At 65.7% G+C, this 16,347-nt stretch carries 16 protein-coding genes; 13 read left to right on the top strand and 3 right to left on the bottom strand.

What is annotated here, in order from left to right; all coding sequences use genetic code 11:
* The first annotated feature begins 80 nt into the window (after positions 1–80).
* From HBE63_RS23480 to egtE, 12 genes are all read left to right on the top strand, one after another.
* Positions 81–1,346, top strand: a complete 1,266-nt coding sequence (locus tag HBE63_RS23480; RefSeq protein ID WP_166906886.1) for an aspartate kinase — start codon at positions 81–83, stop codon at positions 1,344–1,346.
* A gap of 1 nt (position 1,347) precedes the next feature.
* Positions 1,348–2,382 (top strand): aspartate-semialdehyde dehydrogenase, encoded by a 1,035-nt coding sequence (locus HBE63_RS23475; RefSeq protein ID WP_166906885.1) that lies wholly within the window; start codon positions 1,348–1,350, stop codon positions 2,380–2,382.
* 61 nt (positions 2,383–2,443) lie between these two features.
* Complete coding sequence (locus HBE63_RS23470) at positions 2,444–3,526, top strand: DUF4185 domain-containing protein (RefSeq protein ID WP_243858772.1); 1,083 nt, start codon at positions 2,444–2,446, stop codon at positions 3,524–3,526.
* 204 nt (positions 3,527–3,730) lie between these two features.
* On the top strand, positions 3,731–4,168 hold the full coding sequence (locus tag HBE63_RS23465; protein ID WP_166906884.1) for a hypothetical protein: 438 nt from the start codon (positions 3,731–3,733) through the stop codon (positions 4,166–4,168).
* 50 nt (positions 4,169–4,218) lie between these two features.
* Positions 4,219–4,659, top strand: a complete 441-nt coding sequence (locus HBE63_RS23460) for a Fur family transcriptional regulator (RefSeq protein ID WP_166906883.1) — start codon at positions 4,219–4,221, stop codon at positions 4,657–4,659.
* 114 nt (positions 4,660–4,773) lie between these two features.
* Positions 4,774–5,307, top strand: a complete 534-nt coding sequence (locus tag HBE63_RS23455) for a hypothetical protein (protein WP_166906882.1) — start codon at positions 4,774–4,776, stop codon at positions 5,305–5,307.
* Positions 5,308–5,324: 17 nt separating this feature from the next.
* Positions 5,325–5,966, top strand: coding sequence for a sensor domain-containing protein (locus HBE63_RS23450; RefSeq protein ID WP_166906881.1), 642 nt, complete (start codon positions 5,325–5,327; stop codon positions 5,964–5,966).
* A gap of 75 nt (positions 5,967–6,041) precedes the next feature.
* The gene (egtA, locus tag HBE63_RS23445; RefSeq protein ID WP_166906880.1) at positions 6,042–7,322 is read left to right on the top strand and encodes an ergothioneine biosynthesis glutamate--cysteine ligase EgtA; all 1,281 of its coding nucleotides are present in this window, start codon (positions 6,042–6,044) and stop codon (positions 7,320–7,322) included.
* On the top strand, positions 7,319–8,626 hold the full coding sequence (gene egtB / locus HBE63_RS23440; RefSeq protein WP_166906879.1) for an ergothioneine biosynthesis protein EgtB: 1,308 nt from the start codon (positions 7,319–7,321) through the stop codon (positions 8,624–8,626). The genes egtA and egtB overlap by 4 nt, the downstream gene beginning before the upstream one ends.
* The gene (gene egtC / locus HBE63_RS23435; protein WP_166906878.1) at positions 8,626–9,318 is read left to right on the top strand and encodes an ergothioneine biosynthesis protein EgtC; all 693 of its coding nucleotides are present in this window, start codon (positions 8,626–8,628) and stop codon (positions 9,316–9,318) included. The genes egtB and egtC overlap by 1 nt, the downstream gene beginning before the upstream one ends.
* The gene (egtD, locus tag HBE63_RS23430; RefSeq protein ID WP_166906877.1) at positions 9,315–10,280 is read left to right on the top strand and encodes an L-histidine N(alpha)-methyltransferase; all 966 of its coding nucleotides are present in this window, start codon (positions 9,315–9,317) and stop codon (positions 10,278–10,280) included. Before egtC ends, egtD begins: the two co-directional genes overlap by 4 nt.
* Complete coding sequence (egtE, locus tag HBE63_RS23425; protein WP_166906876.1) at positions 10,277–11,392, top strand: ergothioneine biosynthesis PLP-dependent enzyme EgtE; 1,116 nt, start codon at positions 10,277–10,279, stop codon at positions 11,390–11,392. The genes egtD and egtE overlap by 4 nt, the downstream gene beginning before the upstream one ends.
* Here egtE and HBE63_RS23420 read toward each other — a convergent pair.
* Together HBE63_RS23420 and HBE63_RS23415 are read right to left on the bottom strand one after the other, a co-directional pair.
* A complete protein-coding gene (locus HBE63_RS23420; RefSeq protein WP_166906875.1) occupies positions 11,389–11,895 on the bottom strand; it encodes a hypothetical protein in 507 nt (168 codons plus the stop codon). The genes egtE and HBE63_RS23420 overlap by 4 nt on opposite strands.
* Positions 11,896–12,294: 399 nt before the next feature.
* The gene (locus HBE63_RS23415) at positions 12,295–13,488 is read right to left on the bottom strand and encodes a type I restriction endonuclease (RefSeq protein WP_166906874.1); all 1,194 of its coding nucleotides are present in this window, start codon (positions 13,486–13,488) and stop codon (positions 12,295–12,297) included.
* A gap of 117 nt (positions 13,489–13,605) precedes the next feature.
* On the opposite strand from HBE63_RS23415, the gene HBE63_RS23410 reads away from it, so the two are divergent.
* On the top strand, positions 13,606–15,186 hold the full coding sequence (locus tag HBE63_RS23410) for an HNH endonuclease signature motif containing protein (protein WP_166906873.1): 1,581 nt from the start codon (positions 13,606–13,608) through the stop codon (positions 15,184–15,186).
* A 465-nt stretch (positions 15,187–15,651) separates the two neighbouring features.
* Here the strand turns inward: HBE63_RS23410 and HBE63_RS23405 are convergent, their stop codons facing one another.
* On the bottom strand, positions 15,652–16,332 hold the full coding sequence (locus tag HBE63_RS23405) for a class I SAM-dependent methyltransferase (protein ID WP_166906872.1): 681 nt from the start codon (positions 16,330–16,332) through the stop codon (positions 15,652–15,654).
* Between the last annotated feature and the right edge of the window lie 15 nt (positions 16,333–16,347).

The following is a 16,347-nucleotide window of genomic DNA, read 5'->3' as shown; positions in this document are numbered from 1 at the left end:
AAGCTACCGGCGGGGGAAATTGATTACCCGTCTCCCTTATCCTTGTCTCGACTCATTCCCGAAGCTCGAAGGGTTAGACAGTGGCGCTCGTCGTACAGAAGTACGGCGGATCCTCGGTATCGGATGCCGATCGGATCCGTCGCGTGGCCGAGCGCATCGTCGAGACGAAGAAGGCCGGCAACGACGTCGTCGTGGTGGTCTCGGCGATGGGTGATACCACCGACGACCTGCTCGACCTGGCCCGTCAGGTCTCTCCGGCCCCGCCGGCGCGCGAGATGGACATGCTGCTGACCGCCGGTGAGCGCATCTCCAACGCCCTGGTCGCGATGGCCATCGAATCTCTCGGTGCACAGGCCCGATCGTTCACCGGATCGCAGGCCGGCATCGTCACCACCGGCACTCACGGCAACGCCAAGATCATCGACGTCACCCCCGGCCGTCTGCGCGATGCGCTGGACGAGGGCGTCATCGTGCTGGTCGCCGGGTTCCAGGGCGTCAGCCAGGACAGCAAGGACGTCACCACCATGGGCCGCGGCGGCTCGGACACCACTGCTGTCGCGCTGGCCGCGGCGCTCAAGGCCGACGTCTGCGAGATCTACACCGACGTGGACGGCATCTTCACCGCCGACCCGCGCATCGTGCCCACTGCCCGCCACCTCGATACCGTCTCCTTCGAGGAGATGCTCGAGATGGCCGCGTGCGGAGCCAAGGTGCTCATGCTCCGCTGCGTGGAATACGCCCGCCGGTACAACGTTCCGATTCACGTGCGCTCGTCGTACACGGACAAGCCCGGCACCATCGTCAAAGGATCGATCGAGGACATCCCCATGGAAGACGCCCTGCTGACCGGAGTAGCCCACGACCGTGGGGAGGCCAAGGTCACCGTCGTCGGTGTCCCGGACGTACCCGGCTATGCCGCCCGGGTGTTCCGCGCGGTCGCCGACGCCGACGTGAACATCGACATGGTGCTGCAGAACATCTCCAAGGTCGAAGACGGCAAGACCGACATCACCTTCACCTGCCCGATGGACAACGGGCCCGGTGCAGTGCAGAAGCTGACCTCCTTGCAGGACGAGATCGGGTTCAGCCAGGTGCTGTACGACGACCACATCGGCAAGGTGTCGCTGGTCGGCGCGGGCATGCGCAGCCATCCCGGCGTCACCGCGAAGTTCTGCGAGGCGCTGGCCGAGGTCGGCGTCAACATCGACCTGATCTCCACGTCGGAGATCCGCATCTCGGTGCTGGTGAAGGACACGGATCTGGATACCGCCGTCTCCGTCCTGCATGACGCCTTCGACCTGGGCGGCGAAGACGAGGCCGTGGTCTACGGCGGGACGGGGCGCTGACATGGTTTCGATTGGTGTTGTCGGTGCCACTGGCCAGGTCGGCCAGGTCATGCGCACCCTGCTGGAGCAGCGAAACTTCCCGGCCAGCTCGGTGCGGTTCTTCGCCTCGGCCCGTTCCGAGGGCAAGAAGCTGACGTACCGCGGCCAGGAGATCGAGGTCGAGAACAGCGAGACCGCCGACCCTTCCGGTCTGGACATCGCCCTGTTCTCCGCCGGTGCGACGATGTCGCGCGTGCAGGCCCCGCGGTTCGCCGCCGCCGGCGCCGTCGTCGTCGACAACTCCTCGGCCTGGCGCAAGGACCCGGACGTCCCCCTTGTGGTCAGCGAGGTGAACTTCGCGCGCGACGCGGGCCTACGCCCGAAGGGCATCATCGCCAACCCGAACTGCACCACCATGGCTGCGATGCCGGTGCTCAAGCCGCTGCACGAGGAGGCCGGGCTGACCCGGTTGGTCGTGTCGAGCTACCAGGCGGTGTCGGGCAGTGGCCTGGCCGGTGTCGACGAACTCGCCTCGCAGACCCGTGCGGTGATCTCTCGCGCCGAGCAGCTGGTGCACGACGGCTCGGCGCTGACGTACCCGGCTCCGGTGAAATACGTTGCACCCATTGCGTTCAACGTGATCCCGCTGGCCGGTTCACTGGTTGACGACGGCTCCGGTGAGACCGACGAGGATCAGAAGCTGCGCAATGAGAGCCGCAAGATCCTCGGCATCCCTGACCTTCTGGTGAGCGGCACGTGCGTGCGGGTTCCGGTTTTCACCGGGCATTCGCTGTCGATCAATGCCGAGTTCGCCCAGCCGCTTTCAGTTGAGCGCGCCAAGGAGCTGTTGGCCGCCGCAGCGGGGGTGAAGCTGGTCGACGTGCCGACCCCGCTGGCTGCCGCCGGTGCCGACGAGTCCCTGGTCGGCCGGATCCGGCAGGATCCGGGTGTGCCCGACGGACGTGGTCTTGCCTTGTTCGTATCCGGCGACAACCTGCGAAAAGGTGCGGCGCTGAACACTATTCAAATCGCCGAGCTGCTGGCCGCCGAGCTCTAACGCCTTGCGCCGAAACCGCATTCCAGCAGGCGTTCTCTCGATCTTTCTCTGCTGGAATGCCATTTCGGCGATACCGGCAGCGGGTGCGAACCCGGGCTTCGGTTTCGGTGATCCGGTGGTACCTCCACTGGCCCCCGGCCAGGTGCTGCGCATCGGACCGAGCGCCGGAACCGGTACCCCCACCCGTGATTACGGCATCGGCGCGACGGACCTGTGTGAGTTCATGGAGTTCCCCAGTCGGGTGCTCCAGGTCTGCGGTGACAGCTTCGCGGGACAGGCCGTCGGCTTCGGCGGCTGGCACTCGCCGGTAGCGCTGCATGTCGATGCTGATTCGATCGAGAATGCGGCCGGCGTGCGCTATCGGGGTGTCACCGGAGTCGACAAACCGCTGTTGGCCGACGCCGCGCCGCCCGGTTCGTCTCAGTTGCCCGCCGGCGTGATCTCCATCAACCGCGAGAACTACATGATGGTGACCACCACCTACAACCTCAAGCCCTACAGCTCGCGGCTGGTGAAGGCCGATGCGGCCCAGCCGAATTGGCCGACCGTGCCGGGTTCGGTGCGCGACGCCAAGTACCAGGGTGGCGCCCAGTCGCAGATCACGGGTTACTACGACCCGGTCCCGACGCCGGACTCACCGAGCGGGTGGGTGTACATCCTGGCCAACAATTTCGATCGCAGCAGCCCGCCGTTCCTGTACCGGGCCAATCCGAAGACCTTCACCGACCGGGCCGGCTGGCAGGGCTGGTCGAGCACCGGTGGTTGGGGCAAGCCTCCGACCGCGTTGTTCTCCGACCGGGTGGGGGAGATGAGCATCCGGCAGATCGACGGCAAGCCGGTGCTGTCGTACTTCAACGCCACCAACGGAAACATGGAGATGCGGGTCGCCTATGACCCCACCGGTCTGGGCGCCGCACCCGTGACCACGGTGGTGTTCGCCAGTGCCTGGCCGGACCCGGTCGACTCGTTGCCGCCACCGGAGATCAACCAGTTGGCTCAGCCCTACGGCGGATACATCTCACCGGGATCCACGCTCGATCAGGTCAGGGTTTTCATCAGCCAGTGGAACACCATGGCCCGCGGCGGCACCCCGTACCGCGTTATCCAGTACGCGGTGAACCCGTTCAAGCCCTGGGAGCAGTAGTCTCTGCGGGCCTGTCCACGCGCCGATTACACGTCGCCCTATTGCGCCGATTTCTACCGCAGGGCTGTGGTTGAGCGTCTGCGAGCAGCCCTGGTGCAGGAACTGCGCGCCAAACATAGAAAACCCGGCCGCTCCCGGGCCTTTCACAGCTGATTCATAGCCAATTCTTGATCTGCACCTCAGCAGCGCTCGCATGCTCGTGTCATGACTGAAACACCCCCCGACCATGATCCTGCGACGGAGCCCGTGGCTGCACCGGCAGCACAGCCCGTGGCACCCCCGCCCGCCGAGAACAAGCCGAGCCGGCTGATGCAGGTGCTCGCGTGGGTCGGCATTGCCGCCGGCAGCGTTTTCATCGTCGCCGTGGTCTTCGGCACCGGCTTCTGTCTCGGTGCGCATTCCGGCGGCGGCGATGGCCATCACCACCGCGGCGGCCATGACCGCGGCGGGATGATGTCGTTCCACCATGGCGGACCTGGTGGTCCGGGACAGATGGGCCCGCGGCACGGCATGATGCCGCCGTGGGGTCCGGGAGGCCCCGGTGGATTCGGTCCCGGTGGTCCCGGCGGCTCCGGTGGTCCGGGCAGCGGCTCCCAGCGCCCTGAGACCCCGCCGACACCGGCACCGCCCGCGCGACCATAATCACAGCCCCCTCTTTTGGACTGACTCCAAAGAGCGCGCATACTGGAGCCGTGACCACGGTGCATGAACACGACCCCAAGGCCCTGTTGCGGGCCGCCGGGCTGCGCGTCACTGCACCGCGGGTCGCGGTTCTCCAGGCGCTGGCCGACCATCCGCATTCGACTGCAGACGATGTGGCCGGTCTGGCCCGCGAGAACCTCGGTTCGGTGTCGACCCAGGCGGTCTACGACGTCCTGCGGGCCTGCGTCAACGCCGGCCTGGTCCGTCGGATCGAACCGGCCGGTTCCTCGGCGCGCTACGAGACCCGCGCCGGCGACAACCACCATCACCTGGTCTGCCGGGTGTGCGGTGTGGTCGCCGATGTCGATTGCGCTGTGGGGGAGACCCCCTGCCTGGAACCCTCTGACCTGGCCGGTTTCGCCGTCGACGAGGCCGAGGTCGTGTTCTGGGGCATCTGTGCCGATTGCCAGAAGGCCACCGTCACCGCATAAGACCACTCTGCAGCCCAACGGACGCCCCGGCCACTACCCCTTGGTGGCCGGGGCGCCTTGGTTTTCGGCCAAGCACTGGGTAGATGACTGGGAATCGTGAGATTCTCGCTAACCATGACCCGCAATCGGCTGCTGGTGGCCGCACTGCTCGCAGTGCCGGTGCTGGCGGTGGCGGCCGGATGCAGTGCGGGCGCGGACCCCGAGCGCGGCGCGGCCATGGTTTTCGCGGTCGGCGATTGTGTGAGTGTCCCGGCCGCCACGCCGGCTGCCCCAGAGGTGACCCGGGCCGGCAAAGTGTCCTGCGACGTCGACCCCAGCTACACCGTCGGGGCCGTCGCCGACGGCACCGGGGCCTGCCCGAGCGCCGAGTATCAGCACCTGCCTCCGGACCTCGCGGATCCATCGACTGCCCGGCTGTGCCTGGTTCCCAACCTGGTCGCCAACCATTGCTACGAACTGGGCATGCCCGCCGGGATGGTGGCGTTGGCCGATTGCGCGGTGCGCTCCGAGCGCGGCCCGGGTGTGATGGTCCAGGTGACCCAGCGTCTCGACGTGCGGGACGGCTCGGCCTGCCCAGCCGAAACCGGGCACTACGCCTGGCCCTACCCGTCGCCGGCCCGAACCTATTGCACGCGCACGGTTCACTAACTGGCATGATCGAGGCCATGCGTGCCCTGACTGTCGGTTTCGGGCTGGCCGGTCTCGCGCTGGCATTGGCTGCACCTGCTGGTGCGCGCCCCTCGGATCCTGGTGTCGTCTCGTATGCCGTTATGCCCAAAGGTTCGGTGGGCAACATCATCGGTGCCCCGATGACGTGGGCGTCCGAGTTCACCAGCCCCTTCCAAGGTTTCTCGGTCGAGAATCCGGTGTGTAACAACTGGGCGGACATCGGCCTGCCCGAGGTGTACAACGACCCGGATCTCGCCTCGTTCAATGGCGCCGCGACCCAGACGGCGGCTGACGACCAGAGTCACTACGTCAAGCAGGCCATCGGGGTGTTCGCCACCCCGGAGGCCGCCGACCGCGCGTTCCATCGGGTAGTGGACCGCACCAACGGCTGCTCGGGCCAGACCACCGCGATGCACCTGGACAACTTCGTCACCCAGGTGTGGACGTTCACCGGCGGCCCGGCGAGCGCCACCGACGCAGACTGGGTGAAGCAGGAGGCCGGAACCGACCGTCGCTGTTTCAACACCACCCGCAAACGGGAAAACGTGCTGCTACAAGCCAAGGTGTGCCAGTCCGGCAACGCCGGCCCTGCGGTCAACGTGCTTGCCGGCGCCATGCAGAACACGCTCGGGCAGTAGAAGATGTCAGTCCTATCTGGATGATGGAACACAACCGGGCGGTCTGACACCGGTGACGACCGGGAGGTGGTTGCGATGGCAGTACCCGTCAGTACTGATGCGCCTCGGCTGACTCCCGTCGAGTTCACCAGCGCCGAAGAGGCAGCCGATTTCATCGAAGCCCATTGCCTGGATGACGGTCCGGTCGGGCAGGTGGGCCTGGAGATCGAGGCGCACTGCTTCGACGTCGAAGATCCGCTGCGGCGCCCGGGCTGGGATGAGCTCTCCGAGGTGATCGCCTCGGTGCCCGCATTGCCCGGCGGCAGCCGGATCACCGTCGAGCCCGGGGGCGCGGTCGAGCTGTCCGGTCCGCCGACCGCTGGACCATCAGCTGCGATCGCCGCACTGCTGGCTGACCGGGCTGTGCTGCGTGCGGAGTTCGGACGGAGGGGTCTGGGCCTGGTGCTGCTCGGCACCGATCCGGTGCGGCCCACCCGACGGGTGAATCCGGGCCCCCGCTATCAGGCGATGGAGCAGTTCTTCGCGGTGAGCGGGTCGGCAGAGCCGGGTGCGGCGATGATGACATCCACCGCCTCGATTCAGGTCAACCTCGACGCCGGCCCACGTGACGGCTGGGCCCAGCGGGTTCGGCTGGCCCACGCCCTCGGTCCGACGATGATCGCCATCACCGCGAATTCGCCGATGCTCGGCGGCCAGTTCACCGGGTGGAAGTCCTCACGGCAGCGGGTGTGGAGTCAGTTGGATTCCGCGCGCTGCGGGCCGATTCTCGGTGCCGATGGCGACGATCCGGCCAGCGACTGGGCGCGTTATGCGCTGCGGGCGCCGGTGATGCTGGTGAACGCTCCCGACGAGGGCCGCGCGGTTCCCGTGACCAACTGGGTCCCCTTCGCCGACTGGGCTGACGGGCGCGCCGTACTCGGCGGCCGACGTCCCACCGAGGCCGATCTCGAATACCATCTGACGACGCTGTTCCCGCCTGTGCGGCCGCGGCGCTGGCTGGAGATCCGCTATCTCGACAGCGTGCCGGATGCCTTGTGGCCCGCCGTGGTGTTCATGCTGACCACGCTCCTCGACGATCCCGAGGCCGCCGCGATCGCCACAGAGGCGACGGCCCCGGTGGCCACGGCATGGGATCGGGCGGCCCGGATCGGGTTGATCGATCGACGGTTGCGGGACTCGGCGGTCGCGTGCGTGTCGGCGGCGGCGGAGCGAGCGCCGGCGGAGCTGACGGAATCGATGGGGCGGTTGGCGCGTTCGGTCCAGGAGGGACGCTGTCCGGCCGACGATTTCGCCGACCAGGTGGTGAGCCATGGAATCGCTTCTGCGATGAGCCAACTGGTGAAGGGCGAGCTTTGACCACACGCGAGATGCTGGCGCAACAGCTCACCAGGGCGCGGGAACGTACCCTGCGTCTGGTCGACTTCGACGATGCTGAACTGCACCGCCAGTACAGCCCGTTGATGAGCCCACTGGTCTGGGATCTCGCCCATATTGGCCAGCAGGAGGAGCTGTGGCTGCTGCGCAGCGGTAACCCGGACCGCCCGGGACTGCTCGATCCCGAGGTGGACCGGCTCTACGATGCCTTCGTGCACTCGCGGGCCAGTCGCATCGAACTGCCGTTGCTACCGCCCACAGACGCGCGAACCTATTGCGCGACGGTGCGATCGCGCGCGCTCGATGCCCTCGACGCCCTTGACACCGATGACCTCGGGTTCAACTTCGGTTTGGTGATCAGCCACGAGAACCAACACGACGAGACGATGTTGCAGGCACTGAACCTGCGGTCGGGGCCGCCGCTGCTCGACACCGGCACCGCATTGCCCACCGGTCGCCCCGGTGTGGCCGGGTCCTCGGTGCTGATCCCGGGCGGGCCGTTCGTGCTCGGCGTCGACGAACTGACCGAACCGCATTCGCTGGACAACGAGCGTCCGGCGAATGAAGTGGCCATACCCAGCTTCTATATCGGCCGGGTGCCGGTCACCAATGCCGAATGGCGCGAGTTCATCGACGACGGCGGCTATCAGCAGCCGCGATGGTGGTCTTCGCGCGGCTGGGCGCATCGCCAGGAGGCGGGTCTGGCGGCGCCCCAGTTCTGGGGGTCGGACGGCACCCGCACCAGGTTCGGCCACGTCGAGACCATCCCGGCCGATGAACCGGTCCAACATGTCAGCTTCTTCGAAGCCGAGGCTTACGCGGCCTGGGCGGGGGCCCGGCTGCCCACCGAGATCGAGTGGGAGAAGGCCTGCGCTTGGGATCCCGCCGCCCTGGCCCGACGCCGATACCCTTGGGGCACTTCCGAACCCATCGCGGCGCTGGCCAACCTCGGGGGCGAGGCGCGTCGACCCGCACCGGTGGGTGCCTACCCGGCCGGTGCGTCGGCCTATGGCGTCGAGCAGATGCTGGGCGACGTCTGGGAATGGACCACGTCCCCGCTGCGGCCGTGGCCCGGCTTCACCCCGATGGTGTACGACCGCTACACCGAGCCCTTCTTCGACGGTGACTACCGGATCCTGCGAGGCGGCTCGTGGGCAGTCTCCGCCGACATCCTGCGGCCGAGTTTCCGTAACTGGGACCATCCGATCCGGCGCCAGATCTTCTCCGGCGTGCGCCTGGCCTGGGACGTCGGTGATGAGCCGCTTGCGCGAAGAGGAATCAGCTGATGTGCCGGCACATCGGGTGGCTCGGCGCACCGCGATCGGTGGCCTCGCTGGTGTTGGATCCGCCGCAGGGCCTGCTGGTGCAGTCGTATGCGCCGCGTCGCCAGAAACACGGTTTGATGAACGCCGATGGTTGGGGTGCAGGATTTTTCGATGACGGCGTACCCCGCCGGTGGCGTAGCGACAAGCCACTGTGGGGTGATGCCTCGTTCGCGTCGGTCGCGCCGGCGTTGAGCAGCAGGTGCGTGGTCGCGGTCGTACGCTCTGCGACCATCGGCATGCCGATCGAACCCTCGGCCTCGGCGCCGTTCACCGACGGGCAGTGGCTGCTGTCGCACAACGGGGTGGTGGACCGTGCGGTGCTGCCGGTGACCGGGGAGGCTGAATCCACGGTGGACAGTGCGGTGCTGGCGGCGTTGATCTTCGCCCGGGGCTTGGATGCGCTGGGGCAGACGATTGCCGAAGTCGGCGCGCGGGATCCCAATGCCCGACTGAACATCCTGGCCGCCAATGGGTCTCGTATTGTCGCCACGACCTGGGGGGATACCTTGTCGATGTTGCGACTGCCGGATGGCGTCGTGCTCGCCAGCGAACCCTACGACGACGATCCCGGCTGGTCCGACATCCCGGACCGCCATCTGGTGCACGTCTCTGACTCGTATGTCGAGCTCACCCCACTGAAAGGTTCGGTATGACGCTCAGCCTGTCCAACTATCTGGTCGCCGACTCGGCGGCCACCGCGCTGCGCCGTGATGTGCGCGAGGGGCTGGCCCAGTCGCCGAAGATGCTGCCGCCCAAGTGGTTCTACGATTCGGTGGGCAGTGACCTGTTCGACCAGATCACCCGGTTACCGGAGTACTACCCGACTCGGACCGAGGCACAGATCCTGCGTGACCGCTCCCCGGAAATCGTCGCGGCCGCCGGGGCTGACACGCTCGTCGAGTTGGGCAGCGGCACGTCGGAGAAGACCAGGATGCTGCTCGACGCCATGCGTGACGGCGGGCAGTTGCGCCGGTTCATCCCGTTCGACGTCGACGCCGGTGTGCTGCGTGCCGCGGGCGATGCGATCGGCCAGGAGTATCCGGGCATCGAAATCGACGCGGTATGTGGTGATTTCGAGGAGCACCTGGGCAAGATTCCGGCGGTGGGTCGTCGCCTGGTGGCCTTCCTCGGCTCGACGATCGGCAATCTCACGCCCGGTCCGCGCACGGAGTTCCTGGCCTCGCTGGCCGATACCCTGCAACCCGGCGACAGCGTGCTGTTGGGCACCGACCTGGTCAAGGACACCGACCGCTTGGTCCGCGCTTACGACGACGCCGCCGGTGTCACCGCGGCGTTCAACCGCAATGTGTTGTCGGTGGTGAACCGCGAGCTCGACGCCGATTTCGACCTCGACGCCTTCGAGCATGTGGCGAAGTGGAATGCCGACGAGGAACGCATCGAGATGTGGCTGCGGGCGGATGAGCCACAGCAGGTGAGGATCGCGGACTTGGATCTTGACGTCGCCTTCGGCGCCGGTGAGGAGATGCTGACCGAGGTGTCCTGCAAGTTTCGGGCCGACGGGGTGGCCGGCGAGCTCGCGAAAGCCGGTCTACGGCAGACCCATTGGTGGACCGATGAAGCCGGTGACTTCGGCCTGTCTCTGGCGGTGAAATGAGCCTCGCCCAGCAATGGGCCGACGCCCGCCCCAAGGTCGCCGGGCTGCACCTCGACAGCGGTGCGTGCTCGCGGCAGAGCCTCGCAGTGATGGATGCCGTCGCCGCCCACGCCCGCCATGAGGCCGAGGTCGGCGGTTACGTCGCGGCCGAGGCGGCCGCGCCGGTGCTCGCGGCGGGCCGAGCGGCGATCGCGGCGTTGGCCGGACTCGATGCGGGGGACGTGGTCTACACGTCGGGCTCCAACCACTCGCTGGATCTGCTGCTGGGCAGCTGGCCTGGGGACCGCACCGTGGCCTGTCCTCCCGGAGAATACGGACCGAACCTGGCGATCATGGCCGCCAACGGTTTTCAGGTGCGCGCCTTGCCGGTCGACGGGAACGGCCGGGTGATCGTCGACGAAGCCGCTCACGTACTGGCGGCCGATGCACCGGCACTGGTGCACCTCACGGCGCTGGCCAGTCACCGCGGGGTGGCCCAGCCCCTGGCCGAGCTGGTCGCGGTGTGCCGCGCGGCGGGCGTTCCGATCGTGGTGGACGCCGCGCAGGCATTCGGGCACCTGGACTGCAACGTCGGCGCGGACGCAATCTACTCGTCGTCACGCAAATGGCTGGCAGGCCCGCGCGGAGTCGGATTCCTTGCGGTGCAACCTGAACTGGTTGCGCGGCTGCAGCGACGTTTCCCGCCGGCGTCGTGGGATGTGCCGGTGACGGTGCTGCAGAGCTTCGAACACGGCGAGCACAATGCCGCGACCCGCATCGGCTACTCGGTTGCTCTGGGAGAACATTTGGCTGCCGGACCGGAACTCGTCCGAGGCCGGCTCGTCGAGGTGGGCCGTACCGCGCGGCAGGTGTTGGCCGGGGTGCCCGGATGGCGGGTGGTGGAAGCCGTTGACGAGCCGACCGCGATCACCACGCTCGAACCTACCGACGGTGCGGACCCGACCGCGGTGCGGGCGTGGCTCATCGCCGAGCGCGGAATCGTCACCACCGCATGCGAACTGGCGCGGGCACCGTTCGAGATGACCAAGCCGGTGCTGCGGATCTCGCCGCATGTCGATACGACTGTCGAGGATCTGGAGCAGTTCGCCTCAGTGCTGCGGGACGCGCCTTAGCCAGGCCAGGTCGTGACGGCGGCCTGGATGCTAGCCACCCGTTCCGCGGCGATCCCCCACGGCTCATCGATGCCCACCTGTTTGTCGAGATCCCATAGGACACAACGCTCGCCGAGGCCGAGGCCGAGGCCGGGGCCGGAGACCAGTGACCACGCGATGACGGTCCTGCGTAGTTGCCCTTCTGTGCAATCAGTAGTCCCCGGGGACTCCGCACCGTCGGGATGGTGATGCAGAAACTTTCCGTACGCGGCGTCGCAGAATGCCGAATACCGTGCCGTGCAAAGGATCAGGCCGTGCCACGCCTCGTCGACCGCACGCGAGGGCATGCCGATCACCTGCCGATCCCGCAGTGCCGGTGCGCAACGCCGCAACCACTGGCGCAAGCCGGTCTCGATGAGTTCCCGAGGCTGCCACGGGCAGGTCTTGAACACCGCATCCGGCAGCTCGAGCGCCGCCACCGCAGTCGTTGCCCGGTCTAAGGGATTGTTGAGCCGGCGACGCATATTTCTTACTGTATTCGCGCTGCATATCCGCTTGTTCGACCCGTAGCCTGACGCCATGAATACGGTCGTTGTCGTGGTGGTTCCCGCGGTGGTGATTTTCACGTTCGCCATTGTGTCTCTGCTGGTCTGGGAGAGCTCGACGGAAGCGTTCCGGCAATTCCCAGGCGTCCTACCGGCGCAATGCTTCACATCTCCGGCGCACCACAGCTGGTGGCACCGCCGCCGCGCTGGGACTCTGGGCGATCGGTTCCAGTTCCGGATTCGACGGCACCAGCGGCGGCGACGGCGGATCGAGCTGCGGTGCCGGTTGTGGCGGGGGTGGAGGTTGCGGCGGAGGCGGGTGCTGAACCGCCCGGTTGCAGCGTTCGACGGGACCTGACACCGGTCGCTCGAAACCGGCTACGGCACTGACTGCTGCTCCACTGGCCGTGTGTCCAGGTCGCCAACGGCGCCGTTGTTTTCGTAGCTCTGGATGGTCTGCCGGATCTCGTTGGTAGCGACCTTATAGATGTCCACTACCGATGTAATGTCGCGCCGTACGCCAGCGTCCTTACCTTGTTCGAATGTCGTCACAAACTTGACGCTCTTCCCATTTAGGTTCAGCCGAATGATCGGCTTGCGATTGTTGTCATCGAGAAGAATTGCGAAGTAGGACTTGCTGTCTCGGTAATAGACGCGTTCGGGCGCGACTTCGGACACCGCGATCGCCCGGACGATATTGAACCCGTCGAGTTCTTCGTCTGTCGTCATTACCCCAGGATCAGTCACCCCGTCGACTGTGACCGCTGCCGTGTCAGAGATTGCCGCCTGCCCGATTGGAGGCTGCGCGGGAGTATCCGTCGGTGTGATCTCTGTCGAACGGTTGGGGTCTGGCGCATCGTCGCCGAGCGCCGTTTTCAGACGGCTATTGACCTGGTCACCTACATACTGACTCAACGCTTTTGCGACAAGCGGCCTGAACTGATCGACAATCTTTTGTGTAGTGCGGCCGTCGTAGATGCGGTTCACGAAGAACCGCACCCACTCCTCGGAGGGATTCTTTACCTCGGAGGCGATGATCCGGCGGATGCCCCCGATGTACTTGAGTTCCTCGGCGGCATTGACTACGGACTCGATGTCGAATGATTCCTTTGAGAACTTCTGAATTTCGGGAACCAGTGTTCGATCGATGTCAAGTAGGTCAAAGATCAGAAATGGTTTCTCGTCCATGCGATTTGGCATGTCACCGTCGGTGTAGACGTGGTACTGCTGCCCGTTGGTCAGGATTGCGATACGCGCTGACGTGACCGCGAAGTAGCGGAACAGTTGGGACGCGTAACGCAGGTCTAGCGGGTCGCCGATCTTCTTGCACTCGATGAGGATCTGGACTTGCCCGTCCTTGAAGATCGCGTAGTCAACCTTCTCGCCCTTCTTGACTCCGACGTCGGCAATGAACTCGGGGACGACTTCAGAAGGGTCGAACACGTCGTAGCCGAGCACGTTCGAAATGAACGGCATGATGAAGGCGTTCTTTGTCGCTTCCTCGGTCAGCACCGATGCCCGCATATCGCGGATCTTCTTTGCGATTGCGGCAAGACCGTCGGAAAACGCCATGTTTACCCCCTGGTAGCTCTAGCGGCAGACTGTAGATGACCCGGGCGACAATTACTGACCATTTGCCTAAGGTTGTTTTTCCTGCGCATGTCGCCCCCATGTGGCAGACTCGAACGCATGTTCGACAACGAGTTCGATCCGGCGGCGCCGGCCCGGCTCGTGGACGAGCTCGCTGACACCGCCCGCGCTGCAGCGAGGTTGATGGCGACGCGGATGGCTGCGGTGGCGGACTTGTTGGCGCAGCGGACTGCCGAGCTCAATGTCGAGGATGTCGACCCGAATTACATGATCATCACCGGATTCGCCCGCACCAGCGCCGAAGTCAGCGCGGTGTTGAACCTGTCTCCAGGCATCGCCAGCCGCGTGGTGTCCCAGGCCGAGGCGTTGCGGGATCGCCTGCCACGGTTGGCAGCGCTCTTGGCGGAAGGGAAAACTGACTGGCGCACGGTCGAAGTGGTAATCAGCCGCACGGAGTTCGTGACCGACTCGATAGTGGTCCAGATTGACGAGAACCTGGCCGGGCGCATCGCTGGGTGGCAGTGCTGGTCAGATGGCCGCATCACCACCACGGTCGACAAGTTGGTGCGTGAACTCGATCCTGCGGCGATCCGTCAACGAGAGCACGCAGCCAACCGTCGCTGGATCAAGGTGAGCCCACGCGGTGATGGCACCGCCAAGATCGATGGCGTCGTCAGCACGCGAGTAGGCCTGGCCTTCGACACGCGGCTCTCGGAATTGGCGGCCGAGGTATGTCGGCACGATCCACGCACCAAGCAGCAGCTGCGCTCGGATGCGGTGGAGGCTCTGTCCGAGTGTCGCGGACTTTCGTGTGAGTGTGGCCGTGCCGATTGCCCGGTCAAATCATCACCCTCGCAAAATGAATCGGCTGCAGTAGTGGTCAATGTGATCGCCGAGCGCGACACGGTGACGGGAGGCGGTAGGACGCCAGGCTACGTCTGCGGCTACGGGGTCGTCGATGCCGAGCAGGTCCGTGAACTGGCCGCCGAAGCCACGTTGCGGTTGGTGATCGAACCGGAGGTGGATGTTGCCTCCACACTGCGCTATCAGCCGACCGTGTCGGTGCAGCGGTGGGTCCGATGCCGCGACCTGACGTGTCGCTTCCCCGGATGTGAGCATCCGGCCGAGGACTGCGACATCGACCATACGGTGCCGTTTGACCACAACGATCCGACCCACGGCGGGCTGACTGTCCCGGCCAACTTGAAATGTCTGTGCCGTTTTCACCACCGGCTCAAGACATTTGGCGGTTGGCGAGATGAGCAGTGCCCGGATGGCACCGTCGTGTGGACATCGCCGAGCGGCAAGACCTATTGCACCACCCCGGGTGGAGCGGACCTGTTCAATAGCTTCGCCCCGACCCCGTGTGCACAGCCTGCCCCGGCGCGGCCGCCGAAGCTCAGTCGGGCCGCGCGTGTCGAGCAGGCCCGGGCCAAGAACCGGCGATTGCGTCCGGTCAACGAGGCCTACGGCTACACCCAATCAGCCCGGCGTAAAGAACTTGACCGGCGCCGCAACCGGAACCGGATGCGGGCCACCCTCAAACTGTTCAAGGGTAACGAACCCAGCACCAGCTCCTACTGCACGTGGATCAACGACCCTTTCGAACCCGAAGAGCTACCCCCGGATTGGGAACCGCCCCCACCTCAGCCGCCCGACCCGGACGACCCGCCGTTCTAGACGGGTGGGGGAACCCAGACTGACTGTTAGGCCTGAGACGTCAAACAAGGCTGAATTGCGCAGTGCGACAACGCAAGCAACGGTCAGTTGGTTGCCGTATATCCGCTTAGTTCGCGAAGTGCAGCGTGTAGTGGCCAGGCCCAGTTTCGTAGCAATATGAACCACGGTTGCCAGATGCATTTGCCTGTTTGGCCGCACTCTTGCATGCCGACTGATTAGTTCCGAAATCGATGTAGTCGTCCGCAAAGGCGACGGCGGGTTCAACCAACGCTAAGGCTGCGACAGCAGCCCCATACAGAACAAACTTGCGCCACAAACTCATGAGTAAGTCCTCCGCGGTCTGCGCCTATCGGGCAATGCGTCGGGACTCTACTCATAGTGCGGGCAGTCCGGCTCATTTTGACGCCTACGGCCGTGAGGTTGGAGGCGGCAGGAGCATCTTCTTCACCGCTCTGAACGGTGACCTCAGGCCTTGTGCGCAGTCAGCAGGAACGCGGGGAACTTGATCCGGCCCTTGTCGTCGAGATCGTGCTTCGGCAGCTCGAACGGAACATCGGCGGGCATTGCCATGGCATTGGCATGGATGAAGGCCGGCCGGATGTCGTCGACCTCCCAATACTTCGACACTGCCGCCCGCAACTCGTCTTCGGACACCTCGTTGGGCTTGGTCTCCAACTCGGCGGGGAACGCGCCCTTGGCGAATACCAGCACGTAGTAGTGCGCACCCGGCGCGGAGGCCCGGCGAATCGACTGCAGGTATCCGTCACGGCCCTCGACCGGCAGGGAGTGGAACAGGGTCGAATCCACAACAGTATTGAAGCGGCCGTCGTAGCCCGTGAACGAGGTGATGTCGGCCTGGGCGAAGCTGGCGGTCGACAGCCCGCGCACCTGCGCGGCATTGTTGGCTGCGGCGATCGCTGTCGGGCTCAGATCCAGCCCGACGACGGTGTAGCCGTCGGACGCGAGTGCCAGTGACAACTCGGCATGCCCGCAGCCTGCGTCGAGGACATTGCTCTCGAACTTCCCGTCCCGGTGCAGCGCCGCAAGCTCGGGCTGTGGCTCGCCGATATTCCACGGCGGCTGACCCTCGAAACCTGCTTCTCCCTTGTACGCGCCATCCCAGTCCAAGACCTGCTCAGATGTCATTCCTCCAACGTACGC

The sequence above is a fragment of the Mycobacterium sp. DL440 genome (assembly GCF_011745145.1).
Classification (GTDB): domain Bacteria; phylum Actinomycetota; class Actinomycetes; order Mycobacteriales; family Mycobacteriaceae; genus Mycobacterium.
The sequence above is the reverse complement of the archived record's forward strand: the minus strand, read 5'-3'. Positions and strand labels throughout refer to the sequence as shown.

Excerpts from the sequence above, each read along its gene's own strand:
- HBE63_RS23475 (WP_166906885.1), top strand. The coding sequence starts at position 1,348 with ATGGTTTCGATTGGTGTTGTCGGTGCCACTGGCCAGGTCGGCCAGGTC.
- HBE63_RS23465 (WP_166906884.1), top strand. The coding sequence starts at position 3,731 with ATGACTGAAACACCCCCCGACCATGATCCTGCGACGGAGCCCGTGGCT.
- HBE63_RS23455 (WP_166906882.1), top strand. The coding sequence starts at position 4,774 with ATGACCCGCAATCGGCTGCTGGTGGCCGCACTGCTCGCAGTGCCGGTG.
- HBE63_RS23450 (WP_166906881.1), top strand. The coding sequence starts at position 5,325 with ATGCGTGCCCTGACTGTCGGTTTCGGGCTGGCCGGTCTCGCGCTGGCA.
- egtA (WP_166906880.1), top strand. The coding sequence starts at position 6,042 with ATGGCAGTACCCGTCAGTACTGATGCGCCTCGGCTGACTCCCGTCGAG.
- egtC (WP_166906878.1), top strand. The coding sequence starts at position 8,626 with ATGTGCCGGCACATCGGGTGGCTCGGCGCACCGCGATCGGTGGCCTCG.
- egtD (WP_166906877.1), top strand. The coding sequence starts at position 9,315 with ATGACGCTCAGCCTGTCCAACTATCTGGTCGCCGACTCGGCGGCCACC.
- egtE (WP_166906876.1), top strand. The coding sequence starts at position 10,277 with ATGAGCCTCGCCCAGCAATGGGCCGACGCCCGCCCCAAGGTCGCCGGG.
- HBE63_RS23420 (WP_166906875.1), bottom strand. The coding sequence starts at position 11,895 with ATGCGTCGCCGGCTCAACAATCCCTTAGACCGGGCAACGACTGCGGTG.
- HBE63_RS23415 (WP_166906874.1), bottom strand. The coding sequence starts at position 13,488 with ATGGCGTTTTCCGACGGTCTTGCCGCAATCGCAAAGAAGATCCGCGAT.
- HBE63_RS23410 (WP_166906873.1), top strand. The coding sequence starts at position 13,606 with ATGTTCGACAACGAGTTCGATCCGGCGGCGCCGGCCCGGCTCGTGGAC.
- HBE63_RS23405 (WP_166906872.1), bottom strand. The coding sequence starts at position 16,332 with ATGACATCTGAGCAGGTCTTGGACTGGGATGGCGCGTACAAGGGAGAA.